This window comes from Thermodesulfobacteriota bacterium (assembly GCA_035325995.1).
Classification (GTDB): domain Bacteria; phylum Desulfobacterota_D; class UBA1144; order Nemesobacterales; family UBA2774; genus JADLGH01.
In genome coordinates this window covers 207282-229723 of the sequence record DAOKYU010000002.1, presented here as the reverse complement: position 1 = coordinate 229723, position 22442 = coordinate 207282, and the positions used below count along the sequence as shown (strand labels likewise).

Below are 22442 nucleotides of genomic sequence, written 5' to 3'. Positions count from 1 at the left end.
GGAGGGCAATGTGAGATTATCACACGGAGGCCGCATATGTGTCAATCCCGCCGTGTTGACAACGCTTTCGGCTTCGTGCGATAATGGCACGGTCGGAGTTCCGCCAAGACGGCCCGGCAATACCGAAGGAGTGTCAATGATAATTCCCGAGTCCATCACAGGCGGAGTTTTACTTCTCTGGTTCATATTGACGGCCGCCTCGCTCGTATTTCTCATATACGACCTGGAGAAGAATACACCCGCAATGGGCGTGATGAAGCTAGCGTGGGGACTCATCGTACTTTACACGGGGCCGATCGGGCTGTTCGTTTATCTCCTGTCCTGCAGGCAGCCGATGCCGGGAACGCACGAGATGTACATAGCCGCCCACTGGAAGCAGTCGGTCGGGTCGCTCATGCACTGCGTCGCGGGCGACGCGACGGGAATAATCCTGGGCGCGATAATAACGTTCCACCTGGGCCTCCCGAACGGCCTCGACCTCGTTCTCGAATACGTCATGGCCTTCGTCGTCGGGCTCTTCGTTTTCCAGGCGCTGTTCATGAGATCGATGTTCGGCGGGAGCTACTTCACCGCCGTCAGGAAGACCTTTTTTTCGGAAACCGTTTCCATGAATTTCGTCATGGTGGGGATGATACCCCTGATGGCCATAATGAGGGCGAAAATTCCGGGTGGAGACGACCCCGGCGGGCTCATGTTCTGGGGAATATCGTCGCTGGCCACGATGGCAGGGGGCCTGACGGCGTATCCGATAAACTCCTGGCTCGTCGGGAGCGGGCTCAAGCACGGCATGATGTCCGCATCGACAAATAAGCCGGCTGCAGGCTCCATGCCCGATATGGCGGAAATGGCCGGGATGGATATGCGTCACGAGCACAAGGAGCCGAACGTTTCGTCCACGACGAAGCTCCTCGTGTTTCTCCTTTCGGCGGGTGTCCTGGCTGTTGCGGTATGGGTGACTTCGTATTTCGTGACGCTCAGGCTGAAATAATCAACCTAACGTATGATAAAATTAACGCCATGGTCTCAGAAGAGACGCTGAAAGAGCTAAGGGCCGAGTACGAGCGGGTGAAGGAGCCGATCACGGCCCGGCTGGATGAATTCAAGAAGACGGGCGAGAATGCGGACGACGAGAAGATATTCGAGGAGCTCGCGTTCTGTATTTTGACGTCGGCGGTGGGGCCGAAAGTCGGCCTCAGGTCCATCGCCGCAATAAAGGATATACTGAAAAACGGAAGCGCCGGGGAGATGGCGCAAAGGCTGGAGGGTATACACAAGTATCCCGAGAAGGCCTACTTTATCGTTCACACGAGGGACTATCTCGAAAAGGAGTACGGCTTTAGGCTCGGCGAGCTCGTGAGGTCCTTTGACGACCGGAAGGCGCTCAGGGATTTTTTCGCGCTCAACAAGGACATAAAGGGGCTCGGCTACACGCAGGCAAGCCACTTTCTCAGAAATATCGGATACACTGATTACGCCATACTCGACAAGAACGTGGCCGGGATGCTCCACGAAATCGGTGTTACGGAATCCGGAAAGCCTCCGTCCACCGGGAAGAGATACATCGAGACCGAAGAAAAGATGAAGGCCCTTTCGGACGAGCTGGGCATAAGCCTCGTCGAGCTCGACATGCTGCTGTGGAGCTTTAAGACAGGACGCATACCCGTATGACGATAATTTTATTCATTCTCGGATTCGTGCTCCTGGTCGGAGGGGCCGAAGCGCTCGTGCGCGGCGCCTCGCGCCTGGCCGCGATCGCGGGAATGCCCCCGCTCATAATAGGCCTTACAGTTGTCGCATTCGGAACGAGCTCGCCCGAAGCCGCGGTAAGCTTTTCGGCCAGCCTCAACCGGCAGGGTGACATCGCCCTCGGTAACGTCGTGGGCAGCAACATATTCAACGTCCTCTTCATACTGGGTATCTCCGCCATTATCGTCCCCCTTTTCGTGTCGCGGCAGCTCATAAGGCTCGACGTCCCGATAATGATCGGATCGGCGGCCCTCGCATTCGTATTGTCGCTCGACGGGAGGATCGGCCTTGTGGACGGGATAGCGCTGTTCGCCTGCATAGTGGCCTATGTCGTGTTTCTGATCAGGCAGGCGCGGAAAGAAAAAATCCCGCCGGGAGACGAATTCGAAAAAGAATACGGCGACGGGAAGAAGAAATCCGTCGTGGAAGATATTGTATTCATCGCAGCCGGGCTCGGGCTTTTGATCCTCGGCTCGAAGTGGCTCGTGGAAGGCGCTATTTACATCGCCACCAATCTGGGGGTGAGCGAGCTCGTAATCGGGCTCACGGTCATCGCCGCGGGGACGTCGCTGCCGGAGGTCGCGACATCGATAATCGCGAGTATACGCGGAGAGCGCGACATAGCCGTCGGGAATGTCGTCGGCAGCAATATTTTCAACATCCTCTTCATGCTCGGAGTCTCGGGCATTCTGGCCCCCGGCGGTGTTCCCATACCGGAATCGGTACTGAAATTCGACATGCCCGTCATGCTTGCGGTATGCGTAGCGTGTATGCCGATTTTCTTTACCGGGAACCTGATCGCGAGATGGGAGGGAGCCGTCTTTTTCCTATACTACATCGCCTATACGGTTTACCTCGTTCTGGACGCGAGCGGGTATCACCTTCGAGACGGCTTCGGCCGGGCGATGCTGTGGTACGTCATGCCGATTACAGCGCTTACGCTCCTTATATTCGCCGCGCGTGCGTTTCACCTGGACCGGAAGGCCCGGGCCTGAGCAAAAGCCCTAGAGCGGGATTTCCGCGAACACCTCGGCGTATTCCGCCACGGTGAGGCCGCCCGTTTCGTTAAAGACGGCGCGGTAGCGGTTAAGGCCCGTAATCCCTTCCGTGTAATTCTTGTACTCGATCTGGCTCTTGTGTGCATCGATGGCCGCCTGCTTTAGGTGCATCTGAAAGGATATGTCCTCGAGCCTGTCGTAGGAAGGCAGCGGCGTCCATACTTCGTAGCACCAGATTCGAAGGCCCTCCGGCAAGAGGCCTCTTTCAATCCCGCGGAGCGCTTCGAGAGCCGCGGAGGATACCGCCCTGTGGGTGGGATGCTTGTCGATTTCGGGGTGCGGCATATAGATCTCGCGCGGGGAGAAGCGCTCGACGGCGTCCTTGAGCGCGGTGACGAAGGAGACCCCGTTTTCCGCCGAGCGGAGGTCCCCGAGACCGAGGAGTATGAGGTAGCCGATCCCGAGCACGGCCGTGGCGCTTCTTACCTCGGACGCCCTGAGCTCCGCCATTTCGTCTTCGCTGAGCCCGTAGAGGCTCGTGCTCCGCCTCCCGTCCGTCACCACCATGGACACGACGTTCACGCCGGACTCTATAAACTTTGCCACAGTCCCGCCCATGCCTATTTCGAGGTCGTCCGGGTGGGGTGAAATAACCAGCACGTTATCGCTCATACTTTCTCCGTCCTTGACAATTGTCCCTTATCAATCACCATTAATTTAACTGAAAGGAGACCCGATTACATGGAATTCGAACCGGTTATAGGCCTCGAGGTGCACGCGCAGCTCGAGACCGAATCCAAAATCTTCTCGACGGCGTCGACCGCTTTCGGCGCGGAGCCCAATTCGCAGGTGACGCCGGTGTGCCTCGGCATGCCGGGTGTGCTGCCTGTCCTTAACAAAAAGGCGCTCGAGCTCGCCGTAAAGGCGGCGCTGGCGCTCAACTGTACGATACACGGGCGCTCGCGGTTCGCGAGGAAGAATTATTTCTACCCCGACCTGCCGAAGGGCTACCAGATTTCGCAGTACGAGGAGCCCTACTCTTCCGGAGGCTGGCTCGACATCCCGTCGGGCGAGGCGGTGAAGAGGATAAGGCTGACGAGGATACACATGGAAGAGGATGCGGGGAAGCTGGTACACGATAATACCGGGAGCTCGAGCCTGGTGGACCTTAACCGCGCGGGCGTGCCGCTGATAGAGATCGTTAGCGAGCCGGACATATCGGACGCCGAAGAGGCGGTGGCGTATCTTAAGAAGCTTCGCTCCATACTGCGATACATCGGCGTTTGCGACGGCAACATGGAAGAGGGGAGCCTCCGGTGCGACGCCAACGTTTCGATCCGCCCGAAGGGCTCCGACAAGCTCGGAACGAAGGTCGAGATAAAGAACGTAAACTCATTTAAGTTCATACAGCGCGCCATCGAATACGAGATCAAGCGTCAGGAAGCCGTCATCGAATCGGGCGGCGTGATAGTCCAGGAGACGCGGCTTTACGACGCGGACAAGGGCGTCACGTTTTCCATGAGGACGAAGGAAGAGGCCCACGATTACAGGTATTTCCCCGACCCCGATCTCCTTCCGGCCGAGATAAGCACGGAAGACATAGAGGCCATCAGGGCGTCTCTCCCCGAGCTTCCCGACGCGCGGCGCGAGAGGTTCGCGAGGGAATACGGGCTCCCGGAGTATGACGCCGGGGTGCTGACGTCCTCGCGCGAAATAGCGGATTATTTCGAGGAGGCGCTGTCACATTACAAGAATCCCAAGGCCCTCGGCAACTGGATTATGACCGAGGTCCTCCGCGAGCTCAGGGAAGAAGACGACATCTCGGCATTCCCCGTGACGGCCGAGAAGCTGGCGGGGCTTTTAAACCTTATCGAGGACGGGACCATAAGCGGCAAGATAGCCAAGGACGTATTCGCGGAGATGGTCTCGGGCGGAGGGACCGCAAGGGAGATCGTCGAGAAGAAGGGGATAAGGCAGATCTCGGACAAGGGCGAGCTCGAAAGCCTCATATCCGGGATACTCGAAAAGCATCCGGACGAGATATCGAGATACAAGGGCGGGGACGAAAAGCTGATAGGGTTTTTCGTCGGGCAGGTCATGAAGGCGACCCAGGGTAAGGCGAACCCGAAGCTTGTGAACGACATACTGAGGACGGAGCTGGCGAAGTAGCCGGCCTGGAAAGAGATGCCCTAGAACCTTGGCTTACTGAGCTCGAACATGAGGCCCTTTAAGTATTGGGAGCCGGTGCTGGCGACCTTCTTCCTGATGTTCTTCCACTCTTCGACGGGTACCCCGACGAAAGCCTCGACGATCATCGGGTCGAACTGCGTGCCGGAAGCCTCTTTTATCCTGTCTATCGCCTCTTCGAACGGCATGGCCTTCTTGTAGACCCTCTTGGATGTCATGGCGTCGAGCGCGTCCACTACCGAGAATATCCTCGCGCCGAGCGGAATCTTGTCGCCGGCGAGGCCGCGCGGATACCCCTTCCCGTCGTAACGCTCGTGGTGCGTATAGACTATGAGGGACGACTCTTCTAGAAATTCTATTTTGTTAAGGAGCTCGTAGCCGAGCTGCGCGTGCTGCTTCATGAGCCCCCATTCTTCGTCGGTGAGACTGTCGGGCTTGAGCAGTATTTCGTCGGGAACGCCGATCTTGCCGATGTCGTGAAGGAGAGCGCCTTTGGCCAGGATGGAAAGCTGCGCTTCGCCGAGCTTAAGGTGCCTGGCGAGGTTAAGGGCGTATTCCGTAACCCTGTAGGAATGGTGGCCCGTCTCGTGCTCCCTAAGGTCGAGCGCAAGAATCATCGCCTCGAGCGTTCCAGAATAGAGCTTGACAAGCTCTCTCGTCTGGTCGGCGACCTTCCTTTCGAGGTTCTTCTGGTAGTCCTTGTTCGCCTTTATGAGCGCGGCTCTTTCAAGGGCGCGCCTTATGACCGCATCCACGTCTATGACGTTAAAGGGCTTGAACACGTAGTCGTACGCCCCTTCCTTGAGTGCGACGCGGACGTTTTCGATGTCCCGTGACGCCGAGACCATAATGACCGAGAGGTCGGGGGAATAGGACTTCAGCTTCTTCAGGGTTTCGATGCCGTTTAGCTCGGGCATCTGGACATCGAGCAGGACGACGTCGAAGTCCTTGATTCTATAAAATTTTTCGAGGCATTCGAGCCCGTTCCTGGCGACGTCGCAGTCGTAGCCGAGCTCGTTCAGCGCCTCGACGAAAAGGTTCCTGATGGCGTCTTCGTCGTCTACGATCAGTATCTTTTCACGCGGGGCCCGGGCCTTTTCCTGAAGCAGATTTGCAACGGTGTTCATATCTTATATCTAGTGATACAGCAAATTGTGATTCATATCAAGCGAAATTAACACCGGACTCGGGGCCCGGAGGCCGGGCGAAACCCGGTGCGCCGCCGCTCAGGAGCACGGGCCCCGCGGCTACCGGTCCTATGAGCGGGAAACGTCCTTCCTAACCTGTCAATAAAACTTGATTTTGAGCCTGGTCTTTGCCCCGCGAAAGTTATATGCCGCCCCGGACAAAAAGGATGCAGTCGAAGCGTCTTATTGAAAACCCCTTTGCCGGTGTAGACTTAAGGACGCGGCTGAAATTCTGAAAGGCAGGGTTATAGCGCTCTTCGCATTCGACATCGGGTTTGAAGTCGCTCTCGAAAAGCTGAGCGGGGTGCCTTCGTCCGCGCCCGTGCAGCCGCTCTCGCCGAAGAAGCAGACCCCGACCTTTCTCCAGCTCGCGAAGCCGCCCCGTGTAGTGCATCTGGGGGAGGTAAAACCCGTTTCCACGCTATCGGACACGGGACAGGTGCAGGTTACCGTATTCGACTTCGGCGCCGCGAGCCTGGCGTACCAGTGGCCCCTTCCCGAGGGCCTTCCGCTGGAGAACCTCAAGAAGCTCAGCCGTACTCTCTACGACCTCAACCTGGAGCCCCGCGCGAGAAAGCGGATACTGGAGTTCATGGAAGAAATCCGCCCGGCCATTACCCGCCCCGAGCTCTCGGCGCTGGTCGAAGATTATTATCTGTTCGTCATAGAGAATTTCGACCGGCCTCACACAGCCGCCGGGCTGCTGTCGGACGAGGGCGCTTCGATAGCGCAGGTGCTTCGGTTCGAAACGGACCCGCTAAGCCGGCAACAGCAGGACGAGGCGCTTAATCACAGGCTCTCGTACTACGAGAACGATCTCGTAGTAATAGATTGGAACGCGGCCCTCATTTACGACCGTGACTACCACGATACGGCTTACGTGCTCGAATTCCTGAACGTCGAGCTCCTGGAGGCGCGTTATATAGACAACCAGCTCGACAGGCGTATAGGGGATTACCAGGGAATCTCGTTAAAGCAGGGTGACTGGCTGCTCCCGCTTCGCTCGCCGTACCGTAAGGCGATACAGGCGCTCGCCGAGCTCAGGCTGGAATCGCTTCTCCTGACGGAGAGGGTGGATAACGCCCTTAAGCTTATAGGCGACCTCTACCTGGCCCGCGTTCACGCCGCAGCGGCCGAGAGGCTCTATCTCCGCGCCTGGCAGAATTCCATATCCCGAAAGCTCGACATTATAGCGAACCTGTATCAGCTGCTTACCGACAGGGTGAGAACGGTCCAGAGCCAGACGCTCGAGCTCGTCATCATCATACTCATATTCGCCGAGATACTCATGGCGATATTCTTCTATTAAACAGAGGAGCCGGAAGTCCAAGGTTACGATAAACCCGGCTCTCGACACCGATTCGGCAGGGGCATAGCGGGAGCCCGTAAACGGGAAAGCAGGCGGAGCACGGTGATTTTCGGAGAGCGCGAGGCCAAAGTTTGACACGCGGGTTTTTCAAATGTATTTTCACCGAACATGAAGAAAGCCATTCTGGTATTGGAGGACGGTACGGTATTCGAGGGGCGGGGATTCGGGGCGGAGGGGGAGGCCCACGGCGAGGTGGTTTTCAATACTTCGATGACCGGGTACCAGGAGATACTGACCGACCCTTCGTACAACGGCCAGATAGTCACGATGACCTACCCCGAGATCGGGAACTACGGAGTAAATCCCGAGGACGCCGAATCGAGAAGGCCCTTCCTTAAGGCGCTGGTCGTAAGAGAGTACTGGAGAGACCCGAGCAACTGGCGATCAGAAGACGACCTCGGCTCGTACATGGCGAAATACGGGGTCGTCGGTATAGAAGGCGTCGATACGCGGGCCCTTACGAAGCTCATACGCTCCGAGGGGGCACAGAAGGCGGCCGTTTCGACAATCGATACAGACCCCGGGAGCCTGCTTAAAAAAGTGCGCGCTGCGCGCGGCATCGTGGGCGTGGACCTCGTTACGGAAGTCAGCTGCGAAAGCCCGTACGGCTGGAGCGAGGGGACGGGCGCCTGGCGGCCCGAGGGCGAGGGCGCATCGGCCGGGGGAAGGCGGTTCAAGGTGGCCGCGTACGATTACGGGCTCAAGCAGAACATACTGAGAAAGCTGGCCGATCTCGGCTGCGACGTGACGGTCGTTCCCTCGCGGACGCCTCCGCACGAGGTGCTGGCCATGGACCCGGACGGCATATTCCTTTCGAACGGCCCCGGGGACCCGGCGGCGGTCGCTTATGCGGTCGAGAGCGTGAGAACGCTCATAGGCAAGAAACCGGTTTTCGGCATATGCCTCGGGCACCAGATACTCGGGCTCGCGCTCGGCGGGAAGACCTACAAGCTCAAGTTCGGGCACAGGGGCGGTAACCAGCCGGTTAAGGACTTGAGGACGGGGAAGGTGGAGATAACGTCCCAGAACCACGGCTTCGCCGTAGACCCCGGGAGCCTGGGGGACGACGTCGAGATTACGCACGTAAACCTGAACGACGACACCGTAGAGGGGCTCAGGCACAGGGCGCATCCAGTATTTTCGGTGCAGTACCACCCCGAAGCCTCGCCGGGCCCGCACGATTCTTCGTATCTTTTCGAGGAATTCGTCGAAATGATGAAGGAAAACGCCTGAACCGGGCATTCGATATTTCTTGTAATCTTGTAAAAACCGGGATCGATTTCAGAAGAAGGGATTCCAGCGTACTTCGGCTCAGGCGGCGCGCTGCTCCATTATCTCGCGCGCGAGCTTTTCGGCCTTGTCGATGCCCTCGACCGATTCGCCGGAGACGAGCTTGAGCGCCTCTTCGCCGACCTCGAGGGTTATGTCGTAGTTCTTTCTCTTGTCCCTTTCGAACTCGGAGAGCGGGAAGATTATGTTGTCCATGAGCCTGTAGAACGCCTTTATAGTCCTCCGCCTCACCTTGCCGTAGCCCTTGACCATCGAGCCGCTCCTTGCGACGAGCGAGCCGAGCTTGTAATCGAGGCCGGCGTAGTAAAGTGTCGATTCCTTGTACTTGTCCATGAGCGCCCTCTCCTTTTTGAACCTGTAGGAACGGGGCCTCATGAATTTTATTTTGGTCATGAGCCAGAGCCTGAGGAACCCGGAGAAGGATGTAGTCGTGGGTGTCTGGGCGAAAGTGACGGGCCTTTTCCGCCGCCATATCTTTTTAAACAGCGAGCTTTCCACTATGCGCACAAAAGGAGCGACGACGATGTTCGGCAGGAGGCCGTATATCTCCTCGGCGTCGGGCTTTAGATAATCTATGACCTTGAATACCTGGTCGTCACGGAGCCTCATTTCCTCTTTTATGCGCTTGAACCTGTCGGACTTTATCTTTAGCTCCGCCACCCTTATGCCGTCCTCGTAGCTCATGAGAAGCGCGAGGTTCCTGGCGAAATGCTCGGTCAGCTTGAGGTTGCCCTTCATGGATTCGTCGAGTGTGAATACTTCCCTTACGTCGTCGATGTACCTGTCGGCGTACTCCTCGTCCTGGTAATCGATGAGCCTGTAGATGGATTCTGCAAGAATCTCGCGGAGCTGTTTCGGAAACTCGGTTTCGATCCGGGATACCTTTCCGAGGTAGACCTCTCTCTCGTATTCTTCGAGCCGGTCGGCCCTCGTTCTGACGAACGTTTCCCACACCACCGGTTTTTTACCGGCATCCCCGGCCTTGCTGGAGGAGGCGAAATTCCAGCCGACCTCGAACCCGCGGAGGTTCGTCTTGGCCGCTACCCCCACTTTTTCTATCGAGGAGACGAATGACTCCCTCGAAAGCGGCAGGCTGCCGGATGCGGCGAGCGCGCCGAAGAGTATGGCGTTTACGGCAAGGTCGTCCATGCCGTTGTCCTTCGCGAGCTGAAGGGCGTTTAATTCTATCAGCTTCGATGAAAAGGCCGTCGCGATCTTTCGGAGATTCTCGTCCGAATAGATGCCGCTCCCGATGGGCAGTTTTTCGAGGGTCGAGTATATCCTGTGCGTGCTGGTGACGATGGTTGTCCTGTCGGAGCCGTAGCCGAGCTGAAGGGCCCTTCCGAGCTCGAGGAATTCCTGGGAGATTATTACGTCCACTTCGCCCGGCACGGGGAACTGGGCGAAAATTATCTGCCTGTCGTCCGTTTCCGGTTTAGGGTGCGCTTCGAGATAGTAGACGGTGGAGCCGCCCCTTTGAGAGAGGCCGGGAAGGCTTATGCCCTGGACGTCGTAGTCCTCGAGGAAAAAGGCCTGCACGAGCCATTCCGTAAGGACGCCTCCGCCCTGGCCGCCGACGGCCGGGACCATGATTTTGATTAGATCGCTCTTGCCTTCCATCTCGGGTGCTGCTTTCCTCTTTCGAGACATACTACAATAATTTTCCCGCCTTCAAAAGCTGTGGTTTGTCCGGGGAGCCGCCTCTCTCGAGGACCGCTCCGGCACATTACGCCAATTTACAATTTTTCAAAGCCTGCCGGGTAACGAGGCTGGGGTGACGGCGGGAAAGAAGCCGTCAGCCTGTCCAGCCGTTTCGCGAGACGAGATGAAGTAAAGAGCGGTTGATCTTCGCACCGATCCTGTCCATGAGCGACGGATTGTCGATGACCTCCACCCTGTAGAAGGAGGGGCACAGGACCGCGGCGTGCGCTATCTCGCCGCAAAGGCCGCATCCTACGCACGAGTGCTCGATGAACGCGACCGGGTCGTCCCTCAGGATCGTGGGACTTTCCTTGAGCGTAAGCGACGGGCATCCGTTGTACCTCATGCAGGAATGATCCCCGGTGCAGACATCGGCGTCGACGCCGAGCCTTTTCTGCACCATCCTTTTCCCTTCCTTAATATTCTTTTTCAGAACGACTTTTTCTCTTCTCGTTTTTTCGAGCTGGCATTCGCCCCTCGATATTATCACCCTGAGCCCCTCGTCCTCTTCGTAGGCTTCCGTGAGGACGCCCAGGGACTCCGTGAGGTCGTAGGGATTCACCGTCTTGATCCACCTCACCCCCGCGCCGCGAAGCGCCTTTTCGATGTCCATGCCGACGCCTTCCTGCCTCATGTTCTTGCCCGAGGCGGGATTTTCGTGGTGCCCCGTCATCGACGTCCAGAAATTCTCCAGTATGATGAGTATCGCGTTTTGATTGTTATAGACGGCGTTGGCAATGCTGGTCGTGAGACCGCTGTGCCAGAACGTGCCGTCCCCCATGAACGAAATGACCCTTTTGTTCGCCATGCGCGAGAGCGCGCCGGCGGACGCGAGACCGATCCCCATTCCGGTGATGGAGTTACTGAGGTCGAACGGCGGGAGGCCGCTCATGGAATAGCAGCCTATGTCGGAAGCGTAGTAAGACTTGCCGTAGTCCTCTTCGAGGATCTTTATAGCCGTGAATATCGGCCTCTCGGGGCAACCCGTGCAGAAGACCGGGTTCCTCTTGGCGACGGGTTGTTTAAGGTAATTCGCCGCCCTATCCTTGTGTTTCTCGGTAAATTCGCTTTTTTCCTTTATGCGCTCTTTCTCGTACGAAGAGTGCGTGTGCTTGAGTAGATACGCCCCGACGCCCTTGGCTATGTGGTCGGGGGTGTACTCGCCCGCCTGGGGGAGTATGTCCTTCCCGAATATGTCGAGCCCGAGCTTGGCCCTTTGGGCTATGGCGCGAATCTGCTCTTCGATGAGGTTCGGCATCCCTTCCTCGATTATCAGAACGGCCTTCTTGTCACGGAGGAAGAGTATTATCTCCTCGGGGACGAGCGGATTAGTGACGTTGAGGTTCAGTATCGGCACCCGCGATTCGCCGTAGAGGTTGGCCTCGCCGAGGTTGTAGAGGCACCTCATCACCGAGTTGAATATCATGCCGTGGGTGATGATGCCCATGTCGCTCTCGGAGCCGTCGAAGAATTCGTTGAGCTTCCTTTCGAGGACGAACCTCCGGGCAGACGGGATGCGCTCGTGGTATTTCTTCTTTTCGTGGTCGAACGTGAACGGCGGGAGGGGTATCTTGTCGAGGTCGGTGATGAGGTCGTCGAGCCGGTGGTTCATGCTTATGGCCGGAGTCACGTTGTCCCTGCACGTCATCTTGTTGCGTATGTGCGCGACCCTCGTCGAAAGGAGGAACATCACCGGCATGTTCGAGTACTCGGAGAGCTCGAACCCCGCCTCGACCATCTTCGCCACGTGCCCGAGGTCGCCCCTCGGGTCTATCACTGCCATCGTTGACTTGAGAGCGAACGGAAGCGCCCTTTCGGCGACGCACGTGCTGTCGCATCCGTAGTCCTCGCCTACGATTATCATCGCGCCGCCGGTGACCCCCGAGGACGATATATGGGACAGCGCGTCGGAGGCGACGTTCGTGCCGACTATCTTCCAGTTGACGGAGCCCCGTATAGGGTAGGAAATCGACGCCGAAAGGAGCGAAGCCGCCGAGGCCTCGTTGCCCGAGCAATCGAAGTAGACGCCCTTTTCCTTTAATACCGGCTCGTATGCGTCGGAGATGGCGTCGATAAGCCCGGCCGTAGGAGAGCCGGGATAGCCGCCGAGGTAGCTTACCCCCGACTGCATGAACGCCTTTAAAATGGCGAGAGGGGTATCCCCGAATAGCGTCTCCCCTTCCCCGAAATTCAATTGGTCGAGCAGTTCTTTCGAGTAACCCATTTTGACTCCTGTCCGGGCCGCTCTCTTTATCCCGGAAGTTATAATTTACCAGAAAAGAATGGTTATTTCCATAAAACGGGACCGTTACACGCCCGCCCGCATGCATTATCTATAGCGGCTCTTTTATATCGAGGGATTCGCGAATGGTGTCGAAGTATGTCTTGAGCGATTCCTCCTGCTCCCACGTAACCACGTGGAAGGGCCTCTTGAGCTTGACGACGTTAAGCGCCGTGACGGGGTCTATCTTCATCAGGTTCATGAGATAGGCGGCTATCATGAGGTTCGTTCTTCCCATGCCGGCGTAGCAGTGAACGACGACCTTCTTCTTTCCGGCGGCCTGGGCCAGCATGAATTCCATGAACGATGCATAATCCTCGGGCCGTGGGGGCTTGAAGTCGTTTACTGGGATTCGCTTCACTATGAATCCGGGATAATCCTGTACGTATTTCTCTTCTTCGAGGTTGACGATGACATCGATACCCTTATCCCTAAGGAAGAGAAGGTCTTCGTCAAGCGGCTCGAAGAGACCCGGCCTTTCCATACCGGCCAGCGCGTCTTCGATGACCCACGAGAATCTCTCGGGCATAGGCTATTTCCTCCCTTTCTTTAGCTCGGCGACGTATTTGTCGGCAAGTCTGGTCGGCTCGGGAATCCTGAGCCCCCCCGAGCATGCAAGAGCTATTTCGAGCGCGGTTTCGAGATCGATCCTGTGCCCCGGCGAGACGAATACGGGCTTCGTCCTGTCCTTCGTCCGAAGGACCGCCCCTATGCGCTCGCCCTCGCGCGAGGTGAGCGGCGTCCACGAGCCCTTCGCCTCGCCGGGTTCTTCGAACGAGCCGTAGAGCCTCGACTTGGCTATACCCATTGCGGGCACGTCGAGAAGAACCCCGACGTGGCAGGCTATGCCGACGCCGCGGGGATGCGCCGTCCCCTGCCCGTCGAGTATGAGAACGTCGGGCCTTACGGAGAGCTTCCCGTAGGTCTCGATTATCGCGGGGCCCTCCCTGAACGCGAGGAGCCCGGGGATGTAGGGGAAGCTTTCCTCGACTTCCGACCACGCGCGCTCGATCTCGGTCATGTCCGGATACGAGAAAACGATTATTCCGCAGATGAGCTTCTTTTCGGATTTAAGTATGGATATGTCGGCGCCGGCGACTGTCTTTAATTCGCCGAACGACCTTTCGCCGATTATGCGGCCTTTGAGGCGCCTCTGAAAATCGAAAGCCTTCCTTACCTCGGGCGGCTTCCCGCGGTAGAGCCCGGCGAGTAACTCGTAATCAATGGAATCCATATATTTCCCTGATAGCGCGCTTGAACCGTGGTGCGTATAAAAGCTCGAAAGCAAGCTCCTTTCCGGGGAACAGTCTTAGAGCGTAGCCCTTTACCTTGTCTACGTGCTGGAGAGCCTCTTCCCTGGACATGTCCGATTGATATATGAGCGAGAGTGTGAAATCGACCATGAACCGGAGCCTTCTAAGGTTGCGGTTTTCCTCGGCGATTTCCGCAGAAGTGGGTTTTTCCTTTTCCATCGTCCTCAGCCCGCCGTGCTCCGTAAGCCCCGGCCTGAAGTAAAGTATACACCAAGGGCGAGGCGGGCGTAACGGCGTCCCCGGCGGCGGCCCGGCGATTTGTCCGCTTCGATAAAATTCGGTAGAATCAACCGACCGGCAGGGCACAACCATGAACCTTAAAATGGCGTTCGTCATGGACCCGATAGGGTCTATAAACATCGAAAAAGACACCACGTTCGTCCTCATGCTGGAAGCCGAGGCGCGCGGGCACGAGGTGTGGTACCTGGAGCTTAAGAACCTTTTCGTAAGGCACGGAAGGCCCTTCGGGAACGCGACCCGCGTTTCGCTCCGGCGGGAGGAGGGCAATCACTACACGCTCGGGGGGACGGAGACTGCGGAGCTCGGGGGCTTCGACGCCGTCTGGATGCGGAAGGACCCGCCCTTCAACATGGATTACATATATTCGACCTACATCCTGAGCCTTATAGACGGCGGCAGGACGAAGGTCCTTAACGACCCGAAGGGCATACGCGAGTCGAACGAGAAGCTCTACACGCTCTACTTCCCCGAATGGATCCCGGAATCGATAGTGTCGAAGGACATCCCGCAGCTAAATCGTTTCCTGTCCGACGTCGGCGGCGAGATGGTCGTAAAGCCGCTCGACGGCCACGGCGGAGAAGGAGTTTTCTTCGTAAAAGAAGGCGACAGGAACGCCAACGTGATACTCGAATCGATTACTGATTTCGGGCGGAGATACGTCCTCGCGCAGAAGTTTATCGAGCGCGTGAGCGAGGGGGACAAGAGGATCATTCTCCTAAACGGCGAGCCGCTGGGCGCTGTTTTGAGAGTCCCGAAGCCGGGGGGAGAGTTCAGGTGCAACTTCCATTCCGGCGGCAGTCCGGCTAAATCGGGCCTCACCGAGAGGGAAATCGCAATCTGCGAATCGCTCGGCCCTAGGCTCCGTGAGGACGGGCTATACTTCGTCGGCATCGACGTCATCGGAGGATACGTCACGGAGATAAACACGACGAGCCCGACGGGGGTCCAGGAGATAAACAGGCTCGACGGCGTCAGGCTCGAAAAGGACGTCATAGACTTCGCCGAAGAGCTCTGCGGACGGAAGGGTTGAAGCGCACCGAGGAAACGGATATGAAAATTTCAAAAGAGGAAGTCGTAAAGGTCGCCGAGCTCGCGAGGCTCGAATTCACGGACGAGGAGCTGGACGAATTCACGGAGCAGCTCGGGAATATATTGGCCTACATAGAAAAGCTGGGTGAGCTCGACACTACGGGCGTCGAGCCCACGTCGCACGTCTTAGACATTGCGACGCCGCTAAGGGACGACAGGGTCGTTGAGTGGGTTACCCAGGAAGAGGCGCTCGCTAACGCCCCCGAGAAGGAAGACGGGTACTTCGTCGTCCCGCAGGTGATAGAGGATTAAGGAGACTAAGCGCATGGAACTTCCTTTTCTAACCATAAGGGAAGCGTCGGATCTGATCGAAAAAGGCGAAATATCCCCCGTCGAGCTCACGGAAGCGGTTATCGAGCGCATAGGGGAAGTGGACGAAAAGCTGAACGCTTATATAACGGTCCTCGCCGACAGGGCATTGGAAGATGCGCGCACCGCCGAAAAGGAGATAACGTCCGGCAAGCGCAGGGGACCGCTCCATGGAATCCCGATCGCGCTCAAGGACATATTCGTCATGAAGGGCGCTCCGGCGACGTGCGGCTCGCGTATGCTCGAGAGCTTCATGCCGCCCTACGACGCTACGGTGACGAAAAGGCTCCTCGAAGCCGGCGCCGTGATCACGGGCAAGAACAACATGGACGAGTTCGCGATGGGCTCCTCTACGGAGACGTCCTATTTCGGCCAGACTAAAAACCCGTGGGACACGGAGAGGGTCCCGGGCGGGTCGAGCGGCGGCTCGGCGGCGGCGACGTCGGCCTCGCTATGCCTCGGCTCCGTAGGCACGGATACGGGGGGATCGATACGACAGCCGGCGGCTTTTTGCGGCGTGGTCGGGATGAAGCCCACATACGGGCGGGTGAGCCGGTTCGGGATGATAGCGTTCGCCTCGTCGCTCGACCAGGCGGGCCCGCTCACGAAGACCATCGAGGATACGGCAATAATACTGAATACAATTTCAGGGCATGACGCGAACGATTCGACGTGCGCGAATATTCCGGTCCCGGATTATACGCTCAGTCTCAGGGACGACGTAAAGGGCATGAAGATAGGCGTGCCGAAGGAATACTTCATAGAAGGCATGGACGGCGAAGTGGAGGACGCAGCCAGGAAGGCTATATCCGTCCTGGAGAGCCTGGGCGGGGAGATTGTGGAGATATCGCTCCCTCATACGGAATACGCCGTCCTCACATATTATATAATCGCCCCCTCGGAGGCGAGCTCGAACCTCGCCCGATACGACGGGGTGAAGTACGGCTACCGCGCGAAGGGCGCGCACTCGCTCGGTGAGATGTATCTCAAGACCCGCGCCGAGGGGTTCGGGAACGAGGTGAAGCGGCGCATCATGCTGGGGACGTACGCGCTTTCGTCGGGCTATTACGACGCGTATTACCTCAAGGCGCAGAAGGTGAGGACGCTCATAAGGCGGGACTTCGACGAGGCGTTCAAAAACGTCGACGTCATAGTCGCGCCGACGACGCCCGAGGTGGCGTTCAAGGCGGGCGAAAAATCGGGCGACCCTATAAAGATGTACCTCTGCGACGTGCTGACCATACCATGCAACATCGCCGGGCTCCCGGGGGTGTCGCTCCCGTGCGGGTTTTCGTCGGGCGGGCTGCCCATAGGGCTCCAGGTACTCGGGAAGGCGTTCGACGAAGGGTCCGTCATACGCGCCGCGCACGCATACGAGAGGGAAGCCGGATGGCACACGAGGAAGCCCTCGATATAAACGATCCCGGCCCTCCGGACTGTACACTTATTTAGTAAAGGGAGGACCAACATATGACCGAAAAGAAAAAGGTATGCATGCTTTGCGGGAAGCCTTCGGACACATCCATATGCGACGCCTGCAAGGCGAACGTTCAGGGGGAGGCGCTCGGGGAAAAGAGGAAAGTGGAGAAGCAGGTGAGCGTAGTTTCCGAGGTGGACAAGGACAGGCTCACCCGGAAACGCAAGGAAGATTAATCCCGGGCAAGCGCCGCTTTCATTTGGGCCGCCGAGCGTCCGGCATTCTAAAAGCTATCCCTTTCCCCATATTTCGAGCGCACGTTTGTATGTGCTGCTCTTGGATGCGCCCGTTTCCTCCGTCGTTTTTCTCACGGCATCCTTCAGGCTGAGACCTTCGGCCCTGTACCCTTCCAGCAGGCTTTCCACAGTTTCCGAGTCGGGCTTTGCCGCCTTCCTGTCCGCACCCTCGACGATGAGTGTCACCTCGCCTTTCACGCTTCCCTTCTCTTCTACGCGCTCCAGGACCTGGGAGATTCTGCCCCTAATCGTCTCTTCGTAGAGTTTGGTAATCTCCCTCCCGAGCGAGACGTTCCTGTCGCCGAGGGTATCGAGCATGACTTTTAGCGTTTTCTCCGCACGGTTCGGGGATTCGTAGAAGACGAGCGTTTCGGGGTAGTCCTTTACACGCGTGAGGAATTCGCCGAGGGCTTTCCGTGTCCTCGGAGGAAAGCCGAGAAATACGAATCCCGATGTCGGCAGTCCCGATACGCTGAGGGCCGCGATAGCGGCCGAGGGGCCCGGCACGGGAAGCACTTCGAAGCCGCGCTCCGAGGCGAGCCTTACAGCCCTGTAGCCCGGGTCGGATATGCAGGGCGTGCCTGCGTCGGTGACGAGTGCGACGCTTTTGCCTTCGGCGAGCAGCGCGGCGATTTCCTCGGCACGGACCGTCTCGTTGTGCTCGTGGTAGCTGAGGAGGGGCTTTTCTATCCCGTAGCGGGAGAGGAGCTTCCGCGTCGTCCGCGTATCCTCGCACGCGATAACGTCCGCCTCTTTAAGCGTCCTGAGGGCGCGGAGTGTGATGTCTTCGAGGTTCCCGATCGGGGTTCCGACTATGTAGAGCTTTCCCGCCATCAAGTGATGATAATACATCACACCTAAAAAGAAAGGAGGGGACATGCCGGATGAACATCGGACAAGTCCTTAAGCATTTCCGATCCACTTTCGATTACCGTGGGACCTCGAAGCGGTCCGGAACGGAACAAGCACCTGTCAAAGTATTAGCCGTTTTGTATCACATGTAACCACCCGTATTTCGCCGCCGCATGCGTACTGCCCCTCAAAAACTCAACTATCCAATCTGGCACGAGATTTGCACTCATCCCAGGGAAAGAAAAATTGACGGGGGTTTTATATGAGTGAGAATCTGAGCAGCATTCTGGACGCTAACTCGGAATACGCGGACAGCTTCGGCGAAAAAGCGAATCTTGCCATGCCGCCCGCGAGGAAATTCGCGATACTGACGTGCATGGACGCCCGGCTCGACCCGGCGAAGTTCGCGGGCCTAAGTGAAGGCGACGCTCACGTAGTCAGGAACGCAGGCGGAAGGGCGAGCGACGACGCGATACGCTCGCTCGTGATTTCGAGCGAGGTCCTCGGCACCAGGGAATGGTTCGTCATACACCATTCGGACTGCGGCATGGAGACCTTCACTAACGAAAAGATATCGGGCGACCTTAAAAACACGTTCGACACGAACGAGGGGTATTTCATCAACTGGCTCACGATTCCGGACCGCGAAGAGAGCGTAAAGGAAGACGTGAGCAGGCTCCGGAGCCATCCGCTCGTTTCCGGAGACATACGCATTTCAGGCTACATCTTCGACGTTAAAAACGGCAAATTGACGGAAGTCGTAAAGGGTTAGATGACGGCCGGGTCCTCCTTTCCGGCATAGGCATATCGGTAAACCGGATGCTACCTTGCGTTCATCCCGCACGGCCCGGGCGGTCGTGCGGGATGCTTTACGCGGGGGCCGCACCATACCGGACGCTGCGATACAAATCGGAGGCGCTCGAGTATTCCTTTCGCGATACTTTCAGTTTCAACTTTCATCATGTGCTTTCCGTCCCCGATAACAGTGCATTCCAAGACATGTAAACGAGGCTGTTCCGGGGGAAGGGCTCATCAATTATTTTTGCTTTGAACAAAAAAATTCCGAATCTTTTTCTTTGGGAATCCGCTAATTATAATTGGGGAGGAGCGGCCGATGACCGGCCACAACCTGGACTATCAAACAACAGGAGGAAGTACACATGATTGCAGCACGCATGTACGGCTATAAACAGCCTCTCGTAATCGAAGAAGTAGGTGTTCCCGACATTGCGGCAGACGAGGTTCTGGTAAAGGTCGCGGCAACCGGGATGTGCAGAACCGACTGGCAGCTCCTGGACGGCTATTTCAAAGCCTACAAGCTGCCCGATTTCCCTCTCACGCCCGGGCATGAGATCGCGGGAACCGTCGACAAGATCGGGAGCCTCGTACCCAAGAGCTTGGGACTTGCCGAGGGCGACCTCGTCGCGGTGGTCGGGGGCTGGGGAGACGGCGCCTGCAGGCAATGCCACGAGGGCAACACGCACATATGCAGCCACGGGAATTGGCCCGGCTTCGGCCCGTACGGCGGATATTCGGAATACGTCCCCGTACCCTACAGTTACCTAGTGCCGATCGGAAAACAATATAACCTTACGGCCGAAGAAGTCGCCCCGCTGACCGATGCGGGCCTTACCCCGTACAGGGGAATCAAAAAACTCCGCGCCGCCGGTGCTCTCGGACCGGACAGGGTGCTCGCAGTTTTCGGAGTAGGGGGACTCGGCACGTACGCGGTCCAGTACGCGAAGATTCTCGGCTCGGGCGCAACCGTCGTGGCATTCGGCAGGAACGACGAGAAGCTGGCGATAGCAAAGGATTACGGCGCAGACGAGACAATCAATATCAAGGGAAAATCTCTCGACGATATCCGTAAAGAGCTGCTCCAGAAAACCGGACACCGGGAGATCGACGCAGTCATAGACTGCGCCGGGGCGGAGGAGATGATACAGACGGGATTCGGCCTCCTCTCGACGGAGGGCCATTACTCGTCCGTCGGTCTCGTGGGCGACCGCATAAACATCCCCCTCTTTCCGTTCGTGGCCCGTGAGTTCACGTACCACGGCTCCTTCTGGGGGAATTACAACGATCTCAAGGAAGTCGTGACACTGGCCGAAGAGGGAAAGATCAAACACACGGTAAAGAAAATAAAACTCGATGAAGTCAACGAAAACCTGGAGCTTCTCCGGGACGGCGACATCATCGGCCGCGCCGTCATAGTTTTCTAGAATATGTCCGCGTCGTGAGAGTCGCGGCGTTCTTCGATACGACAGGCTTTACAGGATTCAGAAACCGGGTTACGCCGGAAAGAATCGAGCGATGTCCATCCCGGGCCGTCGGGTATTTCCCCGGCGGTGTGTACGGGAAATGCGCCCCGGAAGCGTGTCGGCTACAACGGCCCTGATCCGCCCCTCAGCTCCGGTTGCCGTATACACGGCGTTGACCTCTCTCCGCCGAGGCCTGTTTCGGCCGCCGGTCACAGAATAAAATTGGCGACGCCGCCGTCGGCCCTGAGCGCCGCACCGGTCGTGGCGGACGACAACGGCGAGGCGACGTACGTGACGAGGTTCGCGATTTCCTCGGGAGTCGCGAAACGCTTGATCAGCGAGCCCGGGCGCGCGGTCTCGAAAAATTCCTCTTCAATCGCTTTGAAATCCTTATCGGGGCCGGAGACCATCCCCTGAACGAAGACCTCCACGCCCTCGGACCACGTCGGCCCGGGCATTACCGTGTTGACCGTTACGCCCGTCCCTGCGACTGTCGCGGCGAGGCCGCGGGAAACCGCCAGCTGCGCCGTCTTGGTCATGCCGTAATGAACCATCTCGACGGGAATCTGTATGGCCGACTCGCTCGCTATAAAAATGACGCGGCCCCATTTTCTTTCGACCATGCCCGGCGTAAAGTGGCGGGACATCCTGACGCCGCTCATGACGTTTACGTCGAAAAACTTCTGCCAGTCGTCGTCCGTTATTTCGAAGAACGGCCTGGGCTCGAATATTCCGAGGTTATTTACCAGAATGTCTACAAAGGGGACCTCTTTATAAAGAGATTCCGCCCCTTCGGCGGTTCCGAGATCGGCCGCCGCTCCGGCTACACCGGCAGATGGAAAATCATTCTTTATCTTCCGGACCGCCTCGGACACCCTGTCCTTCGACCTGCCGTTTACAATGACCTTCGCCCCAGATTCGGCGAAGCTCCGCGCGATGGCGAAACCTATCCCGGCCGTGGAGCCGGTCACCAAAGCCGTCTTTCCGGTTAAATCAATTTTCATGAGCAACTCCATTGAAAGAACTTTTGCCGTTAGGGTCCTTTTCTTCCCGCGCGTCTTCGTCGTACCCTGTCGAAACCGCCAGTGAATACCAGCGGGACGTTTCGCGCTCGACGAACGAATTCTTCTCCACGATACGCGCTATGGCGTCCTTCCCCAGAGGCAGCCTGAGCGGCGGCTCGACGGCATCGGCGACCTCGACTATGGCCAGTGCGAGCCTGGCGGGGTCGCCCGGCTGGTTGTGGTTGTGCCCCGAGACGAATTCCCGGGTTTTGCCGACGATGTCGGCGTAGTCGGCAATCTGCTCCCCGGACCCGTGCAGCGAGCTCCGGTCGAGAAAATCGGTGCGGAAGAATCCGGGCTCTACGACCGTAACGCGGATTCCGAGCGGGGCGAGCTCTTTATATAGCGCCTCGCTTATCCCCTCGACGGCGAATTTCGTCGAGCAGTAAATTCCCCATCCCGGCGAAGCCTCGTAGCCCCCGAGGGAGGACATGTTGATTATGTGCCCCGAGCGAAGCTTTCGCATGGCGGGCAAGACGGCGCGCGTGACGTTCAGGAGGCCGAATACGTTGGTCCGGTATACGTCCTCGACCTCGGCCCCGCTGCACTCTTCGATCGCGCCTATAATGCCGTACCCCGCGTTGTTCACGAGAACGTCTATGCGCCCGAAACGGTCGAGCCCCGCCGCCACGGCGGCCCTTATCTGTACAGGGTCGGTCACGTCCAGGTCGAGAGTCAAAGCATTTTCATCGCCCGCCACATCCTCGAGAGACGCCTTGTTGCGCGCCGTCGCTATAACCCTGTCGCCCCCGGCCAGGACAGCCTTCGTTATCTCGGCCCCGAACCCCCGGGAAGCCCCCGTAATCAGCCATGTCCTCTTCATCGCTTTCTCCCGCTTACTA

At 57.8% G+C, this 22442-nt stretch carries 22 protein-coding genes; 12 read left to right on the top strand and 10 right to left on the bottom strand.

Translation table 11 applies throughout. The features are described from left to right. The first annotated feature begins 136 nt into the window (after positions 1 to 136). Genes PKC29_03975 through PKC29_03965 form a run of 3 tightly spaced genes read left to right on the top strand, consistent with a single transcriptional unit; the run spans position 137 to position 2741 of the window. Positions 137 to 988 (top strand): DUF4396 domain-containing protein, encoded by an 852-nt coding sequence (locus tag PKC29_03975; protein HML94571.1) that lies wholly within the window; start codon positions 137 to 139, stop codon positions 986 to 988. Between the two features lie 29 nt (positions 989 to 1017). Further along, positions 1018 to 1668, top strand: coding sequence for a hypothetical protein (locus PKC29_03970; protein ID HML94570.1), 651 nt, complete (start codon positions 1018 to 1020; stop codon positions 1666 to 1668). After that, complete coding sequence (locus PKC29_03965; GenBank protein HML94569.1) at positions 1665 to 2741, top strand: calcium/sodium antiporter; 1077 nt, start codon at positions 1665 to 1667, stop codon at positions 2739 to 2741. The genes PKC29_03970 and PKC29_03965 overlap by 4 nt, the downstream gene beginning before the upstream one ends. Positions 2742 to 2750: 9 nt before the next feature. On the opposite strand, the gene PKC29_03960 is transcribed toward PKC29_03965, so the two are convergent. Next, entirely contained in the window at positions 2751 to 3416 is a 666-nt protein-coding gene (locus PKC29_03960; protein ID HML94568.1) for a PIG-L family deacetylase, read from the bottom strand. 69 nt (positions 3417 to 3485) lie between these two features. On the opposite strand from PKC29_03960, the gene gatB reads away from it, so the two are divergent. Next, positions 3486 to 4913 (top strand): Asp-tRNA(Asn)/Glu-tRNA(Gln) amidotransferase subunit GatB, encoded by a 1428-nt coding sequence (gatB, locus tag PKC29_03955; protein ID HML94567.1) that lies wholly within the window; start codon positions 3486 to 3488, stop codon positions 4911 to 4913. 20 nt (positions 4914 to 4933) lie between these two features. On the opposite strand, the gene PKC29_03950 is transcribed toward gatB, so the two are convergent. Next, positions 4934 to 6058: a response regulator gene (locus tag PKC29_03950; protein HML94566.1), complete on the bottom strand. Its 1125-nt coding sequence runs from the start codon at positions 6056 to 6058 to the stop codon at positions 4934 to 4936. Between the two features lie 364 nt (positions 6059 to 6422). Between PKC29_03950 and PKC29_03945 the strand changes: the two genes are divergently transcribed. Together PKC29_03945 and carA are read left to right on the top strand one after the other, a co-directional pair. Continuing rightward, a complete protein-coding gene (locus PKC29_03945) occupies positions 6423 to 7427 on the top strand; it encodes a hypothetical protein (protein HML94565.1) in 1005 nt (334 codons plus the stop codon). A gap of 168 nt (positions 7428 to 7595) precedes the next feature. Continuing rightward, positions 7596 to 8720: a glutamine-hydrolyzing carbamoyl-phosphate synthase small subunit gene (gene carA / locus PKC29_03940; protein HML94564.1), complete on the top strand. Its 1125-nt coding sequence runs from the start codon at positions 7596 to 7598 to the stop codon at positions 8718 to 8720. Positions 8721 to 8798: 78 nt separating this feature from the next. Here carA and PKC29_03935 read toward each other — a convergent pair whose 3' ends face one another. The 5 genes from PKC29_03935 to PKC29_03915 all read right to left on the bottom strand — a co-directional run bounded on the left by PKC29_03935 (position 8799) and on the right by PKC29_03915 (position 14231). Then, positions 8799 to 10427 carry an indolepyruvate oxidoreductase subunit beta family protein gene (locus tag PKC29_03935; protein ID HML94563.1) on the bottom strand — a complete coding sequence of 543 codons (1629 nt, stop codon included), beginning with the start codon at positions 10425 to 10427 and terminating at the stop codon, positions 8799 to 8801. A gap of 145 nt (positions 10428 to 10572) precedes the next feature. Continuing rightward, positions 10573 to 12702, bottom strand: coding sequence for an indolepyruvate ferredoxin oxidoreductase subunit alpha (locus PKC29_03930; protein ID HML94562.1), 2130 nt, complete (start codon positions 12700 to 12702; stop codon positions 10573 to 10575). A 109-nt stretch (positions 12703 to 12811) separates the two neighbouring features. Continuing rightward, on the bottom strand, positions 12812 to 13288 hold the full coding sequence (locus PKC29_03925; GenBank protein ID HML94561.1) for a dual specificity protein phosphatase family protein: 477 nt from the start codon (positions 13286 to 13288) through the stop codon (positions 12812 to 12814). A 3-nt stretch (positions 13289 to 13291) separates the two neighbouring features. Further along, the gene (nfi, locus tag PKC29_03920) at positions 13292 to 13993 is read right to left on the bottom strand and encodes a deoxyribonuclease V (protein ID HML94560.1); all 702 of its coding nucleotides are present in this window, start codon (positions 13991 to 13993) and stop codon (positions 13292 to 13294) included. Further along, complete coding sequence (locus PKC29_03915; GenBank protein HML94559.1) at positions 13980 to 14231, bottom strand: hypothetical protein; 252 nt, start codon at positions 14229 to 14231, stop codon at positions 13980 to 13982. The genes nfi and PKC29_03915 overlap by 14 nt, the downstream gene beginning before the upstream one ends. A gap of 151 nt (positions 14232 to 14382) precedes the next feature. Here PKC29_03915 and gshB point away from each other — a divergent pair, with 151 nt between their 5' ends. Genes gshB through PKC29_03895 form a run of 4 tightly spaced genes read left to right on the top strand, consistent with a single transcriptional unit; the run spans position 14383 to position 17363 of the window. Beyond that, a complete protein-coding gene (gene gshB, locus PKC29_03910) occupies positions 14383 to 15342 on the top strand; it encodes a glutathione synthase (protein ID HML94558.1) in 960 nt (319 codons plus the stop codon). Positions 15343 to 15362: 20 nt separating this feature from the next. After that, on the top strand, positions 15363 to 15653 hold the full coding sequence (gatC, locus tag PKC29_03905) for an Asp-tRNA(Asn)/Glu-tRNA(Gln) amidotransferase subunit GatC (protein HML94557.1): 291 nt from the start codon (positions 15363 to 15365) through the stop codon (positions 15651 to 15653). A 13-nt stretch (positions 15654 to 15666) separates the two neighbouring features. After that, entirely contained in the window at positions 15667 to 17127 is a 1461-nt protein-coding gene (gene gatA / locus PKC29_03900) for an Asp-tRNA(Asn)/Glu-tRNA(Gln) amidotransferase subunit GatA (protein ID HML94556.1), read from the top strand. A 53-nt stretch (positions 17128 to 17180) separates the two neighbouring features. Next, the gene (locus tag PKC29_03895; protein HML94555.1) at positions 17181 to 17363 is read left to right on the top strand and encodes a hypothetical protein; all 183 of its coding nucleotides are present in this window, start codon (positions 17181 to 17183) and stop codon (positions 17361 to 17363) included. 54 nt (positions 17364 to 17417) lie between these two features. On the opposite strand, the gene rsmI is transcribed toward PKC29_03895, so the two are convergent. Next, complete coding sequence (gene rsmI / locus PKC29_03890; GenBank protein HML94554.1) at positions 17418 to 18257, bottom strand: 16S rRNA (cytidine(1402)-2'-O)-methyltransferase; 840 nt, start codon at positions 18255 to 18257, stop codon at positions 17418 to 17420. A 280-nt stretch (positions 18258 to 18537) separates the two neighbouring features. On the opposite strand from rsmI, the gene PKC29_03885 reads away from it, so the two are divergent. Beyond that, complete coding sequence (locus PKC29_03885) at positions 18538 to 19047, top strand: carbonic anhydrase (protein ID HML94553.1); 510 nt, start codon at positions 18538 to 18540, stop codon at positions 19045 to 19047. 388 nt (positions 19048 to 19435) lie between these two features. Next, positions 19436 to 20497: an NAD(P)-dependent alcohol dehydrogenase gene (locus PKC29_03880; GenBank protein HML94552.1), complete on the top strand. Its 1062-nt coding sequence runs from the start codon at positions 19436 to 19438 to the stop codon at positions 20495 to 20497. A gap of 248 nt (positions 20498 to 20745) precedes the next feature. Here PKC29_03880 and PKC29_03875 read toward each other — a convergent pair whose 3' ends face one another. Further along, complete coding sequence (locus PKC29_03875; GenBank protein ID HML94551.1) at positions 20746 to 21540, bottom strand: SDR family oxidoreductase; 795 nt, start codon at positions 21538 to 21540, stop codon at positions 20746 to 20748. Next, positions 21530 to 22423 (bottom strand): oxidoreductase, encoded by an 894-nt coding sequence (locus PKC29_03870; protein HML94550.1) that lies wholly within the window; start codon positions 22421 to 22423, stop codon positions 21530 to 21532. The genes PKC29_03875 and PKC29_03870 overlap by 11 nt, the downstream gene beginning before the upstream one ends. Positions 22424 to 22442 lie beyond the last annotated feature (19 nt).

Excerpts from the sequence above, each read along its gene's own strand:
- PKC29_03975 (HML94571.1), top strand. The coding sequence starts at position 137 with ATGATAATTCCCGAGTCCATCACAGGCGGAGTTTTACTTCTCTGGTTC.
- PKC29_03970 (HML94570.1), top strand. The coding sequence starts at position 1,018 with ATGGTCTCAGAAGAGACGCTGAAAGAGCTAAGGGCCGAGTACGAGCGG.
- PKC29_03965 (HML94569.1), top strand. The coding sequence starts at position 1,665 with ATGACGATAATTTTATTCATTCTCGGATTCGTGCTCCTGGTCGGAGGG.
- PKC29_03960 (HML94568.1), bottom strand. The coding sequence starts at position 3,416 with ATGAGCGATAACGTGCTGGTTATTTCACCCCACCCGGACGACCTCGAA.
- gatB (HML94567.1), top strand. The coding sequence starts at position 3,486 with ATGGAATTCGAACCGGTTATAGGCCTCGAGGTGCACGCGCAGCTCGAG.
- PKC29_03950 (HML94566.1), bottom strand. The coding sequence starts at position 6,058 with ATGAACACCGTTGCAAATCTGCTTCAGGAAAAGGCCCGGGCCCCGCGT.
- carA (HML94564.1), top strand. The coding sequence starts at position 7,596 with ATGAAGAAAGCCATTCTGGTATTGGAGGACGGTACGGTATTCGAGGGG.
- PKC29_03935 (HML94563.1), bottom strand. The coding sequence starts at position 10,427 with ATGTCTCGAAAGAGGAAAGCAGCACCCGAGATGGAAGGCAAGAGCGAT.
- PKC29_03930 (HML94562.1), bottom strand. The coding sequence starts at position 12,702 with ATGGGTTACTCGAAAGAACTGCTCGACCAATTGAATTTCGGGGAAGGG.
- PKC29_03925 (HML94561.1), bottom strand. The coding sequence starts at position 13,288 with ATGCCCGAGAGATTCTCGTGGGTCATCGAAGACGCGCTGGCCGGTATG.
- nfi (HML94560.1), bottom strand. The coding sequence starts at position 13,993 with ATGGATTCCATTGATTACGAGTTACTCGCCGGGCTCTACCGCGGGAAG.
- PKC29_03915 (HML94559.1), bottom strand. The coding sequence starts at position 14,231 with ATGGAAAAGGAAAAACCCACTTCTGCGGAAATCGCCGAGGAAAACCGC.
- gshB (HML94558.1), top strand. The coding sequence starts at position 14,383 with ATGAACCTTAAAATGGCGTTCGTCATGGACCCGATAGGGTCTATAAAC.
- gatC (HML94557.1), top strand. The coding sequence starts at position 15,363 with ATGAAAATTTCAAAAGAGGAAGTCGTAAAGGTCGCCGAGCTCGCGAGG.
- gatA (HML94556.1), top strand. The coding sequence starts at position 15,667 with ATGGAACTTCCTTTTCTAACCATAAGGGAAGCGTCGGATCTGATCGAA.
- PKC29_03895 (HML94555.1), top strand. The coding sequence starts at position 17,181 with ATGACCGAAAAGAAAAAGGTATGCATGCTTTGCGGGAAGCCTTCGGAC.
- rsmI (HML94554.1), bottom strand. The coding sequence starts at position 18,257 with ATGGCGGGAAAGCTCTACATAGTCGGAACCCCGATCGGGAACCTCGAA.
- PKC29_03885 (HML94553.1), top strand. The coding sequence starts at position 18,538 with ATGAGTGAGAATCTGAGCAGCATTCTGGACGCTAACTCGGAATACGCG.
- PKC29_03880 (HML94552.1), top strand. The coding sequence starts at position 19,436 with ATGATTGCAGCACGCATGTACGGCTATAAACAGCCTCTCGTAATCGAA.
- PKC29_03875 (HML94551.1), bottom strand. The coding sequence starts at position 21,540 with ATGAAAATTGATTTAACCGGAAAGACGGCTTTGGTGACCGGCTCCACG.
- PKC29_03870 (HML94550.1), bottom strand. The coding sequence starts at position 22,423 with ATGAAGAGGACATGGCTGATTACGGGGGCTTCCCGGGGGTTCGGGGCC.